Below are 17,249 nucleotides of genomic sequence, written 5' to 3' on the forward strand. Positions count from 1 at the left end.
AGCATTGGAACCACCTGATCCCATCCCGAACTCAGCAGTGAAACGATGCATCGCCGATGGTAGTGTGGGGTTTCCCCATGTGAGAGTAGGTCATCGTCAAGATTCAATTCCGAAACCCCTATCTGCGCAAGCAGGTAGGGGTTTTGTCTTTGTACGGCTTTTTCTCTAGCGCTTCCCTGTAAGACCTCTCCTACTTATCAAGTCGACATTCAGTTGTCTCTTACACGTTGAGCAGAACCGGCTGGCTCAACTGACAAAGCTACATCTGATATGGTTGATCCTTGATTCACGTTTACCTCAAGGACTTCGCACATGTCGGCCATGTCGCCCCTTACCCCCGGTTTCATGGTTGTACACGGCAATCGCCTGGACGAACTGCGCAGTCTTGTCGTGAGCTGGATGCGCCTGTATCCACTGCGTCCGTTGGAAAACGAAATCATCCTGGTGCAGAGCAATGGCATCGCTCAATGGCTCAAGCTTGCGCTCGCCGCGGACGAAAGCGCAGATGAGGAGGGAGGGGTAGGAATTTCGGCGGCGGTGGATGTGCAGTTGCCTGGCAGTTTCATGTGGCAGCTGTATCGAAGCGTATTGGGGCACGACCAGATTCCTTCTTCCTCGCTGCTCGATAAGGCACCGCTTACCTGGCGTTTGATGCGTCTGTTACCGCAACTGATCGACCGGCCCCATTTCGAACCTCTCCAACGCTTCCTGCTCGACGATAACGACCTGCGCAAGCGCTACCAGTTGTCAGAACGCCTGGCAGACTTGTTCGATCAGTACCAGGTCTATCGCGCGGATTGGCTTCAGGACTGGGCGGTAGGCAAGCATCAGCTGCGCAATGGGCGCGGTTTGAGCAAGCCCTTGCCGGTAGGCAATTGTTGGCAAGCGGAGTTGTGGAGGGCATTGCTGGAGGATGTAGGGTCCGAAGGCATGGCACAAAGCCGGGCGGGGGTGCATCAACGCTTCATGGAGGCTGCCGCGGCGCTGGATGAAGCACCTTCGACATTGCCATCGCGTGTAATCGTGTTCGGTATTTCGTCGCTACCAGCCCAAGGCCTGGAAGCCTTGGCGGCGCTGGGTCGCTTCAGTCAGGTGCTGTTGTGTGTGCACAACCCCTGTCGGCACCATTGGGCCGATATCGTGGCGGACAAGGACCTGCTGCGTCATCAATACAAGCGACAGGCTCGCAAGCAGGGCATGCCGGTCGTATTGGATTCAGACAACCTTCATCAGCACGCCCATCCCCTGCTCGCCGCCTGGGGCAAGCAAGGGCGTGACTACATCAATCTGCTCGACAGCTATGACGACCCCGCCAGCTATCAGGCTGCATTTGGCGACGGTCGTATCGACCTTTTCAGCGAAGGCGAGCCGCGACACCTGTTGGGTCAGTTGCAGGACGACATCCTCGAGCTGCGCCCCCTGGGCGAAACACAGTCGATCTGGCCCAGCGTCGATATCAAGACCGACAAGAGCATTCGCTTCCACGTTGCCCACAGTGCGCAGCGCGAGGTGGAGATTCTGCACGATCAGCTGTTGGCACGCTTCAGTGCCGATGCCGCGGTGCGTCCACGTGACGTGATCGTCATGGTGCCCGACATCGACAGCTACGCCCCCCATATTCGAGCTGTGTTTGGCCAGCTGGACCGGGATGACCGCAGATTCATCCCCTTCACGCTGACCGATCAAGGGCAACGCGGGCGTGATCCTTTGCTCATAGCGGTCGAGCACCTGCTCAAGCTGCCGGACAGTCGCTTCCCCGTGAGCGAGATTCTTGATCTGCTCGACGTACCTGCCCTGCGCAGTCGATTTGCAATTCTGGAGCGGGATCTGCCGACGCTGCGTCGCTGGATCGAAGGGGCGGGTATTCGCTGGGGTCTCGATGCACGCCAACGCACGCAGATGGGACTGCCGATCGAACTGGAGCAGAACACCTGGCGCTTTGGGCTGCGACGGATGTTGCTTGGTTATGCCGTGGGAACCGGAATAGGGTGCAGTGACATCGAGCCCTACGACGAAATCGGTGGCCTGGATGCAGCGCTTATCGGGCCGCTTGCAGCGCTTTTGGATGCGCTGGAAGTGGCCTGTCAGCAACTTGATCGTCCGGCCACCCCTGCGCAGTGGGGTATCAGACTGCATCAGTTGCTGCAGCTGTTCTTCACTGCCGACACGGAGCATGACGAATACCTGCTCAATCAGCTTGAAGAACTACGTGAAGAGTGGCTGGAAACCTGCGAAGCGGTGGGACTGGTCGAGCAATTGCCGCTGACGGTGGTGCGTGAAGCCTGGCTCGCGGGGCTGGATCAGGGGCGCTTGAGCCAGCGCTTTCTGGCAGGCTCCGTCAACTTCTGCACCTTGATGCCGATGCGCGCCATTCCATTCAAGATCGTCTGCCTGTTGGGTATGAACGATGGCGACTATCCGCGGGCGCAGCCGCCGCTGGATTTCGACTTGATGGGCAGCGATTACCGCCCAGGCGACCGTTCCCGTCGCGAGGATGACCGCTACCTGCTGCTGGAAGCGCTGCTCTCGGCGCGTGAGCAACTCTACGTGAGCTGGGTTGGGCGCAGCATCAGGGACAATAGCGAACGGCCACCGTCGGTGCTGATCGGGCAGTTGCGCGATCACCTGGCCAGTGGCTGGCGGCTGTCAGGCGATGAGGCACTGGACAGTTCCACTAGCGGACAGAGGCTCTTGCACGCGCTCACGCTGGAGCATCCGCTTCAGCCTTTCAGTGCTCGGTACTTTCACCAGGGAAATCCTGCGCTCTTCAGTTTTGCCAGCGAGTGGCAGCACTTGCACGCAGGCATAGCGGCAGCGGATGCGCAGGTACCGCTGCCTGCTCATCGTCAGGAGGAGCCATTGAGCGTGGCTCAACTGCAGGATTTTCTGCGCAATCCGGTCAGGCACTTTTTCAGCCAGCGGCTCAAGGTCTTCTTCGAGTCGGCCGAGAAGCCGGTGTCCGATATCGAGCCCTTCGTGCTCGATGCGCTGGAGCGTTACACGCTCAGTGACAGCCTGCTCAGTGCGGGCATGGCCAGTGCCGGTGAAATCACCGACACGCTGGAGAACCACGCTCGCAAGTTGCAGGGCAGCGGTCTTTTGCCAATGGCAGAGTTCGGTACGCGACTGCGGGAAGAATTGATCGAACCATTGCTCGATCTGCTCGAGCGCTATCGCCAGTTGCTCGTGCTCTGGCCTTCCCGGCTGGACAGCGCTTTACCGATCACTTTCCAAGCACAGGGCATCGTGCTGGAGGGGTGGCTGGCGGGCGTGTACCAGCGCGAGGATGGCAACTGCCTCAGTGTTTCGACGATCGCCAATGCCATCGGCGGCGTGCGCTCGCGCAAATGGCATCGTCTGATACGTCCCTGGGTCTTGCATCTCGCATCGTGCGCCGTGGGACTGCCCCTGACAACGGCGGTAGTGGCCAGCGACGATACCTTGTTGCTCGATCCATTGCCTCTGGACCAGGCTCAAACGGCGCTGAGCGATCTCTTGCTGGCCTGGCAGACGGGCATGACCCGTCCTCTGCCGGTAGCGGTGAAGACAGCCGTGGCCTGGCTTTCGCAGACTGATGAGGAGAAAGCCTTGGCGGCAGCACGAAAAGCCTATGAGGGGGATGGGGTGACCAGCAATGGCGAGCGCCGGGAGGCGGTGGCGTTGATGCGTCAGTTCGCTGATTTCGATGCACTGGTCGACAGTGAAGAATTCGAGGGTTGGGCTCAGACGCTCTACCAACCCATGCTGGAAGCGCCTTGGCGCTCGGTCGATGAGCAGGAGGCCCGATCATGACCTCTCTTGAACGTCCATTGGCGTTGGCCTTCCCCCTGCGTGGCAGTCAGTTGATCGAAGCCAGCGCGGGCACCGGCAAGACATTCACCATTTCCGCACTCTATCTGCGTTTGATCCTGGGCCACGGTGCGGACATCAACGGATTCGGTCGCGAACTGCTGCCTCCGCAGATCTTGGTCGTGACCTTCACCGATGCGGCGACCAAGGAACTGCGCGAGCGGATCCGCATACGGCTGGCCGAAGCGGCTCGTTTTTTTCGAGACGAGATCGCGGCACCGGATGCATTGATCGCGCAGTTGCGCAACGAATTCGACACCACCCAGTGGGCGGCCAGCGCAGCCCGACTGGATATTGCTGCGCAATGGATGGATGAGGCGGCTGTTTCCACCATTCATAGCTGGTGCCAGCGCATGCTGCGCGAGCATGCGTTCGACAGCGGCAGTTTGTTCACCCAGAGCCTGGAGACCGATCACAGCGACCTGCTGGGCGAAGTCGTGCGCGACTATTGGCGGCGCTATTACTACCCGATGCAAGGCGCTGCCCTGGATTGGGTAAGATCCCATCTGGGCGGGCCCGCAGCGTTGCTCACCAGAGTACGTGGGCTGTTTGCCCATGCGCACGAGGGCGCTTCGGGCGATGAACCTGGCGGGCTGATCGAGCGTGCTCTGGCCGAGCGCGAGCAGGCCTTGATCGAGCTCAAGAAACCCTGGCCGCAGTGGGCCATCGAGTTGCGTGAAATCTGCCTGCAGGCCGTGGCGGCGAAGGCGGTCGACGGTCGCAAGATGCAGGCCCGCTATTTCGAACCCTGGTTCGAGAAGATCACGGCCTGGGCGACCGACCCGGATCAGCACGAGCTGGATATCGGCACCGGCTTTACCCGCCTGACCCCCGAAGGCATGGCCGAAGCCTGGAAGGGAGAGGCCCCTGATCATCCTGGATTGCAGGCGATGGTCATGCTGCCCGCAGCGCTGGCGGCGCTGCCGACACCTGAAAGCGCGGTGCTCAGGCATGCTGCCCAGTGGATCGGCGAACGCTTCGAGGAAGAGAAGCGCAGGCGTGCGGAAATGGGCTTCGACGATATGCTGGTCCGGCTCGACCGTGCGCTTCAGGGCGCCGGTGGTGAGCAGTTGGCCCAGTTGATTCGCGAACAGTTCCCGGTGGCCCTGATCGATGAGTTCCAGGACACCGATCCGGTTCAGTACCGCATTTTCGAGCGCATCTATCACATCGAGGAGAACGAACAGGAGACCGGTCTATTCCTGATTGGCGATCCGAAGCAGGCGATCTACGCCTTCCGCGGTGCCGATATACATACCTACCTGCAGGCACGTCGTGCGACCGAGGGGCGGCTGCATACATTGGGTACCAATTTCCGGTCAACCCGGGCCATGGTCGGGGCGGTCAACCATGTGTTCATGCAGGCCGAGCAACGTGCGCAGGGGCGAGGTGCGTTCCTCTTCAGGCAGGGTGAAGACAATCCGGTGCCGTTCATCGATGTGCAGGCCCAGGGGCGCAAGGAATCGTTGGTCGTCGAGGGCCAGGCGATACCGGCGCTGACCCTATGGCAATTGCCCAGTGATCAGCCTGTTTCGGGCGTTGCCTATCGCAAGGCCCTGGCAGCTGCCTGCGCGGCCGAAATCGTGCGCCTGTTGAACGCCGGCCAAGCCGGGCAAGGTGGCTTTCAAGTGGAGGGGCGCAAAGTCAGAGGTATTCTGCCGGCCGACATCGCCATTTTGGTACGCGATGGCAAGGAAGCTCAGGCCGTGCGCGCCGAGTTGACCGAGCGCGGTGTACGCAGCGTGTACCTGTCGGACAAAGACTCGGTGTTCGCTGCACAGGAGGCCCACGATCTGCTGGCCTGGCTGAAGGCGTGCGCCGAGCCCGATTCGGAGCGGCAATTGCGCGCTGCCTTGGCGAGCATGACGCTGAACCGTTCGCTGCATGAACTAGAGCAGTTGAATCTCAGCGAGCTGGAATGGGAAGCGCGAGTCATGCAGTTCCGCAGCTATCGAACCATCTGGCGCAGCCAGGGTGTGCTGCCGATGCTGCGCAGGTTGCTGCACGACTTCGACCTGCCGTTGGCGTTGATCGGTCGCGACGATGGCGAACGTATCCTGACCAACCTGCTGCACCTGTGCGAACTGTTGCAGCAGGCATCCAGCGAACTGGATGGTGAGCAAGCGTTGATCCGTCATCTGAGCGAACAGCTGGCGCTGTCCGGCAGCGCGGCCGAGGAGCACATCCTGCGCCTGGAAAGCGACGAGCAGTTGGTGAAGGTGGTGACCATTCACAAGTCCAAGGGGCTGGAGTACGCGCTGGTTTTCCTGCCCTTCATCTGCAGCTGCAAGCCGGTGGATGGCAAGCGCTTGCCGTTGATCTATCACGATGCGGCACACCGGGCGCAAATGACGCTGAGCCCTACGCCTGAACAGGTGGCGCTGGCCGACGACGAGCGTCTGGCCGAGGATCTGCGTCTGCTCTACGTGGCCTTGACCCGGGCTCAACACAGCTGTTGGCTCGGCATCGCGGACCTCAAGCGCGGCACAACCAAGGAGTCGGTGTTTCATCGCTCGGCCATTGGTTACCTGTTGGGCGGCGGGCAGCCTCTGGTCGATGCGAGCCAGCTTGCGAGCTGGTTGCAGGCTGCGAGTGCGGGATGCCCGGACATCGTGAGCCTGCCGGTACCGGAAGCGGACGAGACCCGCTACGTACCGTTGCGCAGCGATGCCGCGCTGCTCAAGTTGCGTCTACCCAAGCGCAGTGCGCGGGAAAACTGGTGGATAGCCTCCTACAGTGCGTTGCGCATCAGCGACACCTTGAGCGTGGATGACGATCAGGCGCCCGACAGCGCGCTTGAGCAGAAGCTCATGGACGATGAGCGCCTGGACGTCCAGGTACCGCGCGAAGTGCCGGCCACCAGCGGCGATATTCATCGTTTCCCCCGTGGTCCGGGTCCAGGGACCTTTCTGCACGGTTTACTGGAGGGGGCGGGGCGCGAGGGGTTCGCCTGTGTGGCGGGGGCCCCCGACCGTTTGGCCGACACCGCCGCCCGCCGTTGCAGTCGGCGCGGCTGGACCGGCTGGATCCCGACCCTCGACGAATGGCTGCGACGTTTCATCGACGAGCCATTGCGCCTCGGATCCGAACGCGCGTCGGTACGCATGGCTGAGCTCGATCAATACCAGATCGAAATGGAGTTCTGGTTCGCCAGCCACAAGGTTGACGTGACCCGGCTCGATGCTCTGGTGCGCCAGTACACTCACCCTGGCGTGCTTCGGCTGCCAGCCGAAGGGGCAATGCTCAATGGCATGTTCAAGGGCTTCATCGACCTGTGCTTCGAGCATCAGGGCCAGTATTACGTTGCCGACTACAAATCCAACTGGCTGGGCCCGGATGATGATGCCTATACCCAGGAGGCGATGACCGAATCCATTCTGGCCAACCGCTACGACCTGCAATACGTGCTGTACCTGCTCGCCTTGCACCGACAGTTGAAAGCCCGGCTACCGGAGTACGACTACGACCAGCATGTCGGAGGTGCGGTATTCGTGTTTCTGCGCGGCCTGGGGGCGCCCAGTCAAGGGGTGTACTTCACGCGTCCGCCACGTGAGCTCATCGAGGAGCTCGATGCATTGTTCAAAGGCGGACGCCGCGATGTCCAGGCCGACCTGTTCGAGGAAAGTACACCATGACCCGCTCGTTTGCCGACCTGTTGCCGACGCCTCTGGACGCACACAGCCTTGCTCGATTGCAGCCCCGCACACATACGGCTGACCTGTTGGCGCTGCTCGAACGCTGGGTGGAGCGCGGCTGGCTGCGCGCGCTGGACAAGGCCTTCGTGGCGTTTCTGGCTGACCTCGATCCGCAGGGAGATCCCCTGGTGTTGCTGGCTGCTGCCTTGGCCAGTCACCAGCTTGGGCATGGACACGTTTGCCTGGACTTGGCAGCAACGCTGCAGGCGCCGGATTTCGCCTTGTCGCTGCCGCCCGAAGGCGACCTGCAGGGAGGCGTGGCCCTGCTGCCATCGCAGTTGCTGGAGGGTCTGAGTGCCGACGCCTGGTTGAGCAGTCTGGCGAACAGCCCTTTGGTTGGCGGCGAGGACGACACTTCTGGCAGCTCGCCCTTGGTGCTTTCGAGTCAACGTCTTTACCTGCGTCGGTACTGGACTTACGAGCGGCGCATCGGTGATGCGTTGCGCCAGCGTCTGGAGGCGCATGAGCCGATACCGGACGATTTTGCCCAGCGTTTGACGCAATTGTTCGGCACCGCCGATGGGGCGCGGATCGATTGGCAGAAACTGGCCTGCGCGCTGGCGGCCCGTGGCGCCTTCAGTATCGTCACCGGCGGCCCGGGGACCGGCAAGACCACCACGGTGGTACGCTTGCTGGCGCTCCTGCAAGGGCCTGCCGTTGCCCAGGACAAACCGCTGCGCATTCGTCTGGCGGCACCGACCGGCAAGGCGGCGGCTCGGCTGACGGAATCGATCAGCCTGCAGGTCCAGAGCCTGGAAGTGGACGCGGCGATCAAGGCACGCATTCCCACCGAGGTAACCACCGTTCACCGGCTGCTGGGAAGCCGTCCAGGTACGCGGCATTTTCGTCACGATGCGGCCAACCCTCTGCCCTTGGACGTGTTGGTGGTTGACGAGGCCTCGATGATCGACCTCGAGATGATGGCTAACCTGCTCGACGCGCTGCCGCCTCATGCGCGGCTGGTGCTGCTGGGCGACAAGGATCAGTTGGCGTCGGTCGAGGCGGGGGCCGTGCTGGGCGATCTATGCAGCCAGGCCGAGGCCGGCTATTACAGCCCGGCGACGCGAGCCTGGCTGGAGCAGGTGAGCGGCGAGGATCTGGCGCACAGTGGTTTGCTCGAAGGTAACGAGCGTGATCACGCTTTGGCACAACAGGTGGTCATGTTGCGGCACTCGCGTCGGTTCGGCGAGGACAGTGGCATCGGCCAGTTGGCTGCCCGGGTCAACCTGCAGGACGCCGAAGGTGCGCGTGCCTTGCTCCAGGAAGGTCGACACACCGATGTCCATTGGCTGCCCCTCAAAGGCGAACACGATGCAGCGCTGTTGCGTCTGCTGCTGGACGGGCAGGGTCGCAGCAGCGATGGACCACAAGGCTACCGCCGCTATCTTGAGCAGATCGACAGGGCTCGACCGCCGGCAGAAACGCCACTGGAAGATGAAGCCTGGGCAACCTGGGCCCGTGGGTTGCTGAATGCTTTCGACGAGTTTCAGCTGCTGTGCGCCGTGCGCAAAGGGCCTTGGGGGGTCGAAAGCCTGAACGCACGCGCCACCCAGGCCTTGACCCAGGCGCGCCTGATCGACGGAAGCCAACCCTGGTACGAAGGCCGGCCGGTATTGATGACCCGCAACGACTATGGCCTGGGTTTGATGAACGGTGATATCGGCATCGCCCTTATGCTGCCCGAGGGTGGCGGGCGCGAGCGAAGGGTCTTGCGCGTGGCCTTCCCGCGCAATGACGGGCAGGGCGGCATTCGCTTCGTGCTGCCCAGTCGGTTGAATGACGTGGAGACGGTGTACGCGATGACGGTGCACAAATCCCAAGGTTCCGAATTCGCGCACACGGCGCTGATCCTGCCGGACGCGTTGAATCTGGTATTGACCAAGGAGTTGATCTACACCGGAATCACGCGTGCCAAGCACTGGTTCACCCTGGTCGAAAGCCGCAAGGGTGTGTTCGAGGAAGCGGTGCGGCGCAAGGTGAAGAGGCTCAGTGGGTTGATGCTTGGGTGGCAGTCTAACGTCTGAGTGGAGCAGGACGCGGCTGGCGGCGCTGCTACAGGGGGGCGGGGGTGCCCATCAATAGCGGTGCGTTGCGGTCGGTGACGTCGCGAATGTAATCCCACAACAGCGTAATCCGTTTCAGCTTGCGCAAGTCCTCGCGGCAGTACATCCAGAACTGCCGGGTGATATCGATTTCCTCGGGCAGGACCTCCACCAGGCGTTCGTCCTGGGCGGCCAGGAAGCAGGGCAGGATGACCAGCCCGTGGCCCTGGAGCGCCGCAGTGTACTGGGCGATCACGCTGGTGCTGCGCAGTCCGGCGTTGACGTTGGGCAGCAGTTTGCTCAGGTAGAGCAGCTCAGAGCTGAACGCCAGGTCGTCGACGTAGCTGATGAAGCGGTGGCCGCTGAGTTGGGCGCTGCTGTCGATGGGCGGGTGGCGATCCAGGTAGGCGCGTGTGGCATACAGTTTCAATCGGTAATCGCAGAGCTTGCAGCAGACGTAGGGACCGTGTTCGGGGCGTTCAAGCGCGATGACGATATCGGCTTCGCGCTTGGAGAGGCTGATGAAGTGTGGCAGCGGCAGGATGTCGACCGAGATTGCCGGGTAGGTGTCGACGAAGTGACTCAGTTGCGGGGTGATGAAGAAGCTGCCGAAGCCTTCGGTGCAACCCATGCGAATGTGTCCTGACAGTGCCACGCCGGAGCCTGAAACCTGTTCGCAGGCCATGTGCAGGGTGCTTTCCATGGATTCGGCCGACGCGAGCAGGCGCTGCCCTTCGGCGGTGAGGACGAAGCCGGTGGTCCGTGATTTTTCGAACAGCAGGGTACCCAGCGCGTTCTCCAGCGAGCCGATGCGTCGCGACACGGTGGTGTAGTCCACCCCCAGGCGTTTGGCTGCGATGCTGGCCTTGCGGGTGCGGGCCACTTCGAGAAAGAACTTGAGGTCGTCCCAGTTCAGGCTGCTAAGGTCTTTTTGCATGTTGGACCGGCTTTATTGTGAGTTCTTGTTAGATGTTTGCAGCCTCTATACTCCATCGCAGAACCGTCTCGCCACAACAATAAATACGCGGAGGTCATCCATGAACGTGTCCGTTCAACCGAATGCCAGCAAGCTCGACGATGTGAAACTGCTGATCGATGGCCAATGGGTCGCGTCGACCACTCAGGAATGGCGCGACATCGTCAACCCGGCCACCCAGCAAGTGCTGGCGCGTGTGCCCTTCGCCACGACCGATGAAGTCAATGCCGCGGTAGCTGCCGCGCAGCGTGCGTTCAAGACCTGGCGTCTGACGCCGCTGGGTGCGCGGATGCGCATCATGCTCAAGCTCCAGGCCCTGATTCGCGAACACTCCAAACGGATCGCCCAGACCTTGAGTGCCGAGCAGGGCAAGACCATTGCCGACGCCGAAGGCGATATTTTCCGCGGCCTGGAAGTGGTCGAGCACGCCTGCTCCATCGGCAGCCTGCAGATGGGCGAGTTCGCCGAAAACGTCGCAGGGGGCGTCGATACCTACACCTTGCGTCAGCCCATCGGCGTCTGTGCCGGGATCACCCCGTTCAACTTTCCGGCGATGATTCCGTTGTGGATGTTTCCAATGGCCATCGTCTGCGGCAACACCTTCGTGCTCAAGCCGTCCGAGCAGGATCCCCTGTCCACGGTCCAGCTGGTAGAGCTGGCGCTGGAGGCGGGTGTGCCGCCTGGCGTGCTGAACGTGGTGCATGGCGGCAAGGAAGTGGTGGATGCGCTGTGCACCCATGCCGATATCAAAGCGGTGTCGTTCGTCGGCTCGACTGCGGTCGGCACTCATGTGTATGACCTGGCTGGCCGCCATGGCAAGCGTGTGCAGTCGATGATGGGGGCCAAGAACCATGCGGTGGTATTGCCGGACGCCAACCGCGAGCAGACCCTCAATGCGCTCGTCGGCGCTGCGTTCGGTGCAGCCGGGCAGCGCTGCATGGCGACTTCGGTGGCGGTGCTGGTGGGCAAGTCCCGCGAGTGGATTCCGGACCTGAAGGCGCTGGCGCAGAAACTCAAGGTCAACGCAGGCAGCGAGCCGGGCACTGACGTAGGTCCGGTGATTTCCCGGCGTGCGCTGGAGCGTGTCACGGGTTTGATCGACAGCGGTGTGCAGGAAGGCGCCAAGCTGGAGCTCGATGGCCGCGGCGTGCAGGTGCCAGGTTACGAGCAGGGCAACTTCGTGGGGCCGACCTTGTTCAGCGGTGTCACCACGGATATGCAGATCTACACCCAGGAGATTTTCGGGCCGGTGCTGATCACGCTGGAAGTCGACACCCTCGACGATGCCATCGCCCTGGTCAACGCCAATCCGTTCGGCAACGGTGTGGGGCTGTTCACCCAGAGCGGTGCGGCGGCGCGCAAGTTCCAGAGCGAGATCGATGTGGGCCAGGTGGGGATCAATATCCCGATTCCCGTGCCGGTGCCTTCGTTCAGCTTCACCGGGTCGCGCGGTTCCAAACTCGGCGATCTGGGGCCCTACGGCAAGCAGGTGGTGCAGTTCTATACCCAGACCAAGACAGTCACGGCGCGCTGGTTCGATGACGACAGCGTGAACGATGGCGTCAACACCACCATCAACCTGAAGTAGGAGCACCGCCATGAACATCGCTTTCATTGGCCTGGGCAACATGGGCGCGCCCATGGCGCGCAACCTGCTCAAGGCCGGCCATACGTTGCACCTGTTCGATCTCAACCAGGCTGTGCTTGCCGAACTGGCGCAGTTGGGTGGCCATATCAGCGCATCGCCGAAGGATGCCGCCGCGCAGGGCGAGCTGGTGATCACCATGTTGCCGGCAGCCACCCATGTGCGCAGCGTCTATCTGGGCGAGGAGGGCGTGCTGGCGGGTATTCGTTCCGGTACGCCGGCGGTGGATTGCAGCACCATCGACCCGCAGACTGCGCGCGACATTGCCGCCGCCGCGGCCAAGCAGGGTGTCGACCTGGCCGATGCGCCGGTATCGGGTGGCACTGGCGGCGCCCAGGCGGGCACCCTGACGTTCATGGTCGGCGCATCGGCCGAATTGTTTGGCCAGTTGCAGCCAGTGCTGGCGCAGATGGGGCGCAACATCGTTCACTGTGGTGAGGTGGGCACGGGACAGATCGCCAAGATCTGCAACAACCTGCTGCTGGGGATTTCCATGGTCGGCGTGTCCGAGGCCATGGCCCTGGGCAATGCGCTGGGCATCGATACCCAAGTGCTGGCCGGGATCATCAACAGTTCTACGGGCCGATGCTGGAGTTCGGACACCTACAATCCGTGGCCGGGCGTCAGCGAGACAGCGCCGGCTGCTCGTGGGTATAGCGGGGGCTTTGGAGCCGAGCTGATGCTTAAGGATCTGGGCCTGGCGACCGAGGCAGCGAAGCAGGCCCGCCAGCCGGTGATTCTGGGGGCGGTGGCGCAGCAGTTGTATCAGGCGATGAGTCTGCGCGGGGAGGGCGGGCTGGATTTCTCGGCGATCGTCAAGGCGTACCAACGCTGACCGCCATGAGTGTTTAAGAATCGTCTGATGGGCCGGGTGCAGTGGGGTGCGTAGTGTGCGCCCCATGAAACTCAAACACTTCCTGCAACCGCTGGACTCTTCCTTCTCGACGCCCAAGGCGGCGCGCAAACTGTTGCATCTGTTTGCCGCAGCCTTGGTGTTGGGGCTGTTCGCCGGTGCAGGCAGTTATCTGCGTACGGCCTTCAATGATGAGGTCAGTCTGCGCCGCAGCGACATGAACGCGGCCATCTCCGACGCTCAGAATTTCTTCGTCAGCCGCCAGACATTGCTCAGAAGCCTGGGGCTTTCAGCCGTGCGCAATGTGGTGCAACCCAAGCCCAACCTCAACGAGGTACCCACCGAAGAGGTGCATGTCGCCTTGGGCCAAGGTGCCGACAGTTGGAGCTTGTGGCTGACCAAGCGCATGCTCGGCCACCTGCGACAGAGCAAGGTCAACCTCCTGTATATCGGTGCGGGCCAGGGTCTGGCGCCAGACCAGACGTCCACCATCACCCGTCTGTTCAGTATTGCCGACAGCGTTTCTCCCGTACCGATGTGCGTGCCGCGCAGGCTGCGAGCCTTCGAAGGGGTTGGGCAACCGACCAACGACTACCTCTGGCTCAGCGATCAGAGCGATGCCGCTTCGCCCCTGTATATTTTCACTCGGCTGGACGAGCGCAGTCCGGCTTCAGGGTGGCTGGGCCTGGAAGTGGAGGTGCCAGACCTGATGGAAGCGCTGCGCCACGACAGCGCTGGAGATTTTCTGCTGCTCGATGCCAGGGGTGAAGTGATCTTCACCAGTGCTGTCGGTCAATCGGCGTACCAGGCGCTCGACCTGCTCAGGAGCAGCAACGCTTTTGGCCTGGTGGGCGGAGGCTGGCTTCCGCAGCATCTGGCGATCAAGAAACAGCTGGGCTATTCGCAATGGCAGATCGTCTACACCCTGAAACTGAGTGCGCTCCTTCCGGCATTGGCCGCACGTGTCTTGACCTGTCTGTTGTCGTGCCTGATTGCGACGATACTGATGTGCTGGCTGGTTCGGCGCATCGATCGGCGGCTGATCATCCCGGCAGGTCACCGTATTGAAGCGTTGGTGGAGAGTGAAGCGTTCAGCAGCACCGTCATCCGCATCGCGCCTGTGGCACTGTGCGTGCTGCGTCGCAGTGATGGCAAGGTCGTGCTGCAGAACCCCTTGGCGGAACAGTGGCTGGGCCATGGCCAGGAGCGTGAGCAGCTGTGTCATGGCTGGATTCATCGGGCCTTCGATCAACTGGACCGCAATGGCAGCGACGAAATCGAATTGGCGGATGGACGCCATCTTTACCTCGCTTTCGCGCCGACACGTTACCAGCGCGAAGAGGTTCTGATCTGTGCGTTCAGCGATATCAGTGCCCGCAAACAGGTCGAGCGAGCATTGCAGCAGGCGCGCCGCTCGGCGGACGCGGCCAATGAGGCCAAGACGCTGTTCCTGGCCACCATGAGCCATGAAATCCGTACGCCGCTCTACGGCGTACTGGGTACCCTGGAGCTGCTGACGCGAACCGAACTCAATGAGCAGCAGCGCAACTACCTGAAAGCCATCGAGGGCTCATCGGCCAACCTGCTGCAGTTGATCTGCGACGTGCTGGATGTGGCCAAGATCGAGGCAGGGCAATTGTCGCTGGAACTGACGACCTTCTCGCCCTTGGCGCTGGTTCGGGAAGTCATGCAGGGGTATGCCGGTGCAGCTCAAGGCAAAGGCTTGCGGCTGTTCAGCTGCATCGATCCGCAGATGCCGCAGCAGTTGCGTGGGGATGTCACCCGATTACGCCAGGTGCTCAACAACCTGCTCAGCAATGCGCTCAAATTCACTGACAGCGGTCGCATCGTGCTGCGGGTGCGCGTGGATACGCGAGACGACGAGCGCCCGGTGCTGCACTGGCAGATCGTCGATACCGGCAAGGGCATCAGCCGCGAAGATCAGCAGCATTTGTTCGAGCCGTTTTTCCAGGCCAGTGGCAATGCCAATGTGGTAGCCGGGACCGGTTTGGGCCTGTCGATCTGCAAGCGTCTGATTCATCTCATGAACGGCAATCTGCGAGTGGTCAGCGAACCGGGCTTGGGCAGTAGCTTCGCCTTCGATGTGCCGTTGGAGCAGGTGCGCGAGCAGCCGGGCCTGGTCAATGCCGAGCCACTCATGGCCCATAGGGTCTATGTGGTGTCGCGCATGCACGACCTGTCCGACAGCGTCTGCGGCTGGCTGCGACGCTGGGGCGCGATTGCCCAGGTTGGGGTGCCGGCAGCAGGGGAGGTGCCTGTCGATGCCGTACTGGTCGAGCTGGAGACGGTTGCCGAAGAGTCCAGCCTTGTGCCGCACTGGCTCGGTCCGAGGGTCATCGCCAGCCCCATGGAGCTGACGTTCGATGCAGCGCTTTCAGGCATCTGGCAGGCCAACCTCAACAACCTGGAAGAGATCAGGGAAGCGGTGTCCCGTGCCCAGGGACAAGCGCGCAAGCAATGCACCGGCGTGACCGAAGCTCCCGCTGAGATGGAGCTGAATCTTCGCGTGCTGGTGGTCGAGGACAATGTGATCAATCAATTGATTCTGCGTGATCAGCTCGAGGAGCTGGGCTGCAACGTGGTACTGGCCGGTGACGGTGTCGAGGCGTTGTCGCTGTGGCACGCCGCCGAGTTCGACCTGGTGCTGACCGATGTCAACATGCCGCGCATGAACGGCTATGAGCTTGCCGCGCAGTTGCGCCAGCGTGACTGCACGCTGCCCATTATCGGTGCCACGGCCAATGCCATGCGCGAAGAAGGTGACAAGTGTCTGGCCGCGGGAATGAACCAGTGCCTGATCAAGCCGGTGACGTTGCGGGCTCTGCACCAGTGTCTGCAGCACTACCCGCGGAGGGTGGCGTGAGTCCCTATCGCGTGCTCATCGTTGAAGACCACCCCTTTCAACATGAGTATCTGGTGCATGTGTTCAATGAAGCGGGTGGCTTCAACGTCGACACCGTCTGGGACGGGCAGACGGCGCTGCAATCGCTGGCTGGCGGCCATTACGATTTGCTCCTCAGTGACCTGCTCATGCCCGGCATGGATGGGGTACAGCTGATCCAGCAGTTGGCGACCCTGGACAAGCCTCCGGTACTGGCGCTGATGAGCGTGGCGTCGCGCCGCATGTTGGAGGGGGCTGGTCTGGCCGCGCGCAACCTGGGGCTGACCGTCGCCGGTCTGATCTCCAAGCCTGTGCAGGCGACGGCCGTGCAACGCCTGCGCGACTGTCTGGACCAGATCGGCGGCGCACCGCGCGGCGCGGGCGGCCAGCCGATCCTGGAGGATGTGGACGCCGTCGCGGCAGCGCTGCACAACGGTCAGATACAGGCCTGGTTCCAGCCCAAGAAAAGCCTGTGCGATGGCCGCATCGTCGGCGCCGAGGCATTGGCGCGCTGGCTGCATCCTGGTGCAGGGTTGTTGATGCCCGGGGCCTTTCTCGGATTGGTGCAGCGGGCGGGGTTGGAAGAAACACTGCTGTGGCTGACCTTGCGGCATACGTTGGCTGCGCAGCAGCACTGGCGGCGCAAGGGCTACAGCATTCCCGTCTCGATCAATCTGCCGACCCATCTGCTGGATCAGCATGACCTGGCTGACCGATTGCATGCGCAGGTCGTGGAGCAGGGTGCCGATCCACGGCAGGTGATCTTCGAGCTGATGGAAACCTCCACCACCCATCAGCTCAGCGATTACTACGCGGGCGCGTGCCGGTTGCGCATGAAGGGCTTTGGCCTGGCCCAGGATGATTTCGGTCAGGGCTTCAGCTCGTACTTCAACCTGGTGTCCACGCCTTTCAGCGAGCTCAAGCTCGACCGCTCGCTGGTGCACGGATGTGCCGACAACGAGCACTTGGCCACGGCACTGCAGAGCATTGTCGAGCTGTGCCGCAAATTTGGTCTGGCCGTGGTGGCAGAAGGCGTGGAAACCCATGCCGAGCTCATGCTGCTGCGTCGTATCGGCTGTGAGCAGGTACAGGGGTTTCTCATCTCGCCCGCTGTTGCGGTTGATCGTTTCAGCACTTTGCTGGTAGAAGATGGCCCTGCGCCAGCACTAAGCTGATCGGACGGGGTCCGATGTCTACGAAGCCCAAGGGAAGGGTTGCCTGCATTCAGGCGTCAACGGCCACGGCCACTGCCACTGCCAGGCACTACGCCTTTCATCAAGGCTTCAA

Annotated in this window: 8 protein-coding genes and 1 rRNA gene; 8 read left to right on the top strand and 1 reads right to left on the bottom strand. The window is 62.0% G+C overall.

The annotated features are described in order from the left end of the window. The 4 genes from rrf to recD all read left to right on the top strand — a co-directional run. Window positions 1-102, top strand: a 5S ribosomal RNA gene (gene rrf / locus AC788_RS00005); the annotation flags it as partial. A 210-nt stretch (window positions 103-312) separates the two neighbouring features. Then, window positions 313-3,792 (top strand): exodeoxyribonuclease V subunit gamma, encoded by a 3,480-nt coding sequence (gene recC / locus AC788_RS00010; protein WP_049858602.1) that lies wholly within the window; start codon window positions 313-315, stop codon window positions 3,790-3,792. Beyond that, complete coding sequence (gene recB / locus AC788_RS00015) at window positions 3,789-7,484, top strand: exodeoxyribonuclease V subunit beta (protein ID WP_049858603.1); 3,696 nt, start codon at window positions 3,789-3,791, stop codon at window positions 7,482-7,484. Before recC ends, recB begins: the two co-directional genes overlap by 4 nt. Next, window positions 7,481-9,568 (top strand): exodeoxyribonuclease V subunit alpha, encoded by a 2,088-nt coding sequence (recD, locus tag AC788_RS00020; protein ID WP_049858604.1) that lies wholly within the window; start codon window positions 7,481-7,483, stop codon window positions 9,566-9,568. Before recB ends, recD begins: the two co-directional genes overlap by 4 nt. A 28-nt stretch (window positions 9,569-9,596) precedes the next feature. Here recD and AC788_RS00025 read toward each other — a convergent pair whose 3' ends face one another. Next, window positions 9,597-10,523, bottom strand: coding sequence for a LysR family transcriptional regulator (locus AC788_RS00025; RefSeq protein ID WP_049858605.1), 927 nt, complete (start codon window positions 10,521-10,523; stop codon window positions 9,597-9,599). Window positions 10,524-10,623: 100 nt separating this feature from the next. Between AC788_RS00025 and AC788_RS00030 the strand changes: the two genes are divergently transcribed. The 4 genes from AC788_RS00030 (at window position 10,624) to AC788_RS00045 (ending at window position 17,137) form a co-directional block, all read left to right on the top strand. Further along, window positions 10,624-12,150 carry a CoA-acylating methylmalonate-semialdehyde dehydrogenase gene (locus AC788_RS00030; protein ID WP_049858606.1) on the top strand — a complete coding sequence of 509 codons (1,527 nt, stop codon included), beginning with the start codon at window positions 10,624-10,626 and terminating at the stop codon, window positions 12,148-12,150. 10 nt (window positions 12,151-12,160) lie between these two features. Continuing rightward, window positions 12,161-13,042 carry a 3-hydroxyisobutyrate dehydrogenase gene (mmsB, locus tag AC788_RS00035; protein WP_049858607.1) on the top strand — a complete coding sequence of 294 codons (882 nt, stop codon included), beginning with the start codon at window positions 12,161-12,163 and terminating at the stop codon, window positions 13,040-13,042. Between the two features lie 64 nt (window positions 13,043-13,106). Continuing rightward, window positions 13,107-15,944 carry an ATP-binding protein gene (locus tag AC788_RS00040; protein ID WP_049858608.1) on the top strand — a complete coding sequence of 946 codons (2,838 nt, stop codon included), beginning with the start codon at window positions 13,107-13,109 and terminating at the stop codon, window positions 15,942-15,944. Continuing rightward, window positions 15,941-17,137 carry an EAL domain-containing response regulator gene (locus tag AC788_RS00045; protein ID WP_049858609.1) on the top strand — a complete coding sequence of 399 codons (1,197 nt, stop codon included), beginning with the start codon at window positions 15,941-15,943 and terminating at the stop codon, window positions 17,135-17,137. The genes AC788_RS00040 and AC788_RS00045 overlap by 4 nt, the downstream gene beginning before the upstream one ends. Window positions 17,138-17,249 lie beyond the last annotated feature (112 nt).

This window comes from Pseudomonas sp. RIT-PI-a, assembly GCF_001187875.1.
GTDB lineage: Bacteria > Pseudomonadota > Gammaproteobacteria > Pseudomonadales > Pseudomonadaceae > Aquipseudomonas > Aquipseudomonas coleopterorum.

Coding starts and splice junctions, on each gene's coding strand:
- recC (WP_049858602.1), top strand. CDS start 313: ATGTCGGCCATGTCGCCCCTTACCCCCGGTTTCATGGTTGTACACGGC.
- recD (WP_049858604.1), top strand. CDS start 7,481: ATGACCCGCTCGTTTGCCGACCTGTTGCCGACGCCTCTGGACGCACAC.
- AC788_RS00040 (WP_049858608.1), top strand. CDS start 13,107: ATGAAACTCAAACACTTCCTGCAACCGCTGGACTCTTCCTTCTCGACG.
- mmsB (WP_049858607.1), top strand. CDS start 12,161: ATGAACATCGCTTTCATTGGCCTGGGCAACATGGGCGCGCCCATGGCG.
- AC788_RS00025 (WP_049858605.1), bottom strand. CDS start 10,523: ATGCAAAAAGACCTTAGCAGCCTGAACTGGGACGACCTCAAGTTCTTT.
- AC788_RS00030 (WP_049858606.1), top strand. CDS start 10,624: ATGAACGTGTCCGTTCAACCGAATGCCAGCAAGCTCGACGATGTGAAA.
- recB (WP_049858603.1), top strand. CDS start 3,789: ATGACCTCTCTTGAACGTCCATTGGCGTTGGCCTTCCCCCTGCGTGGC.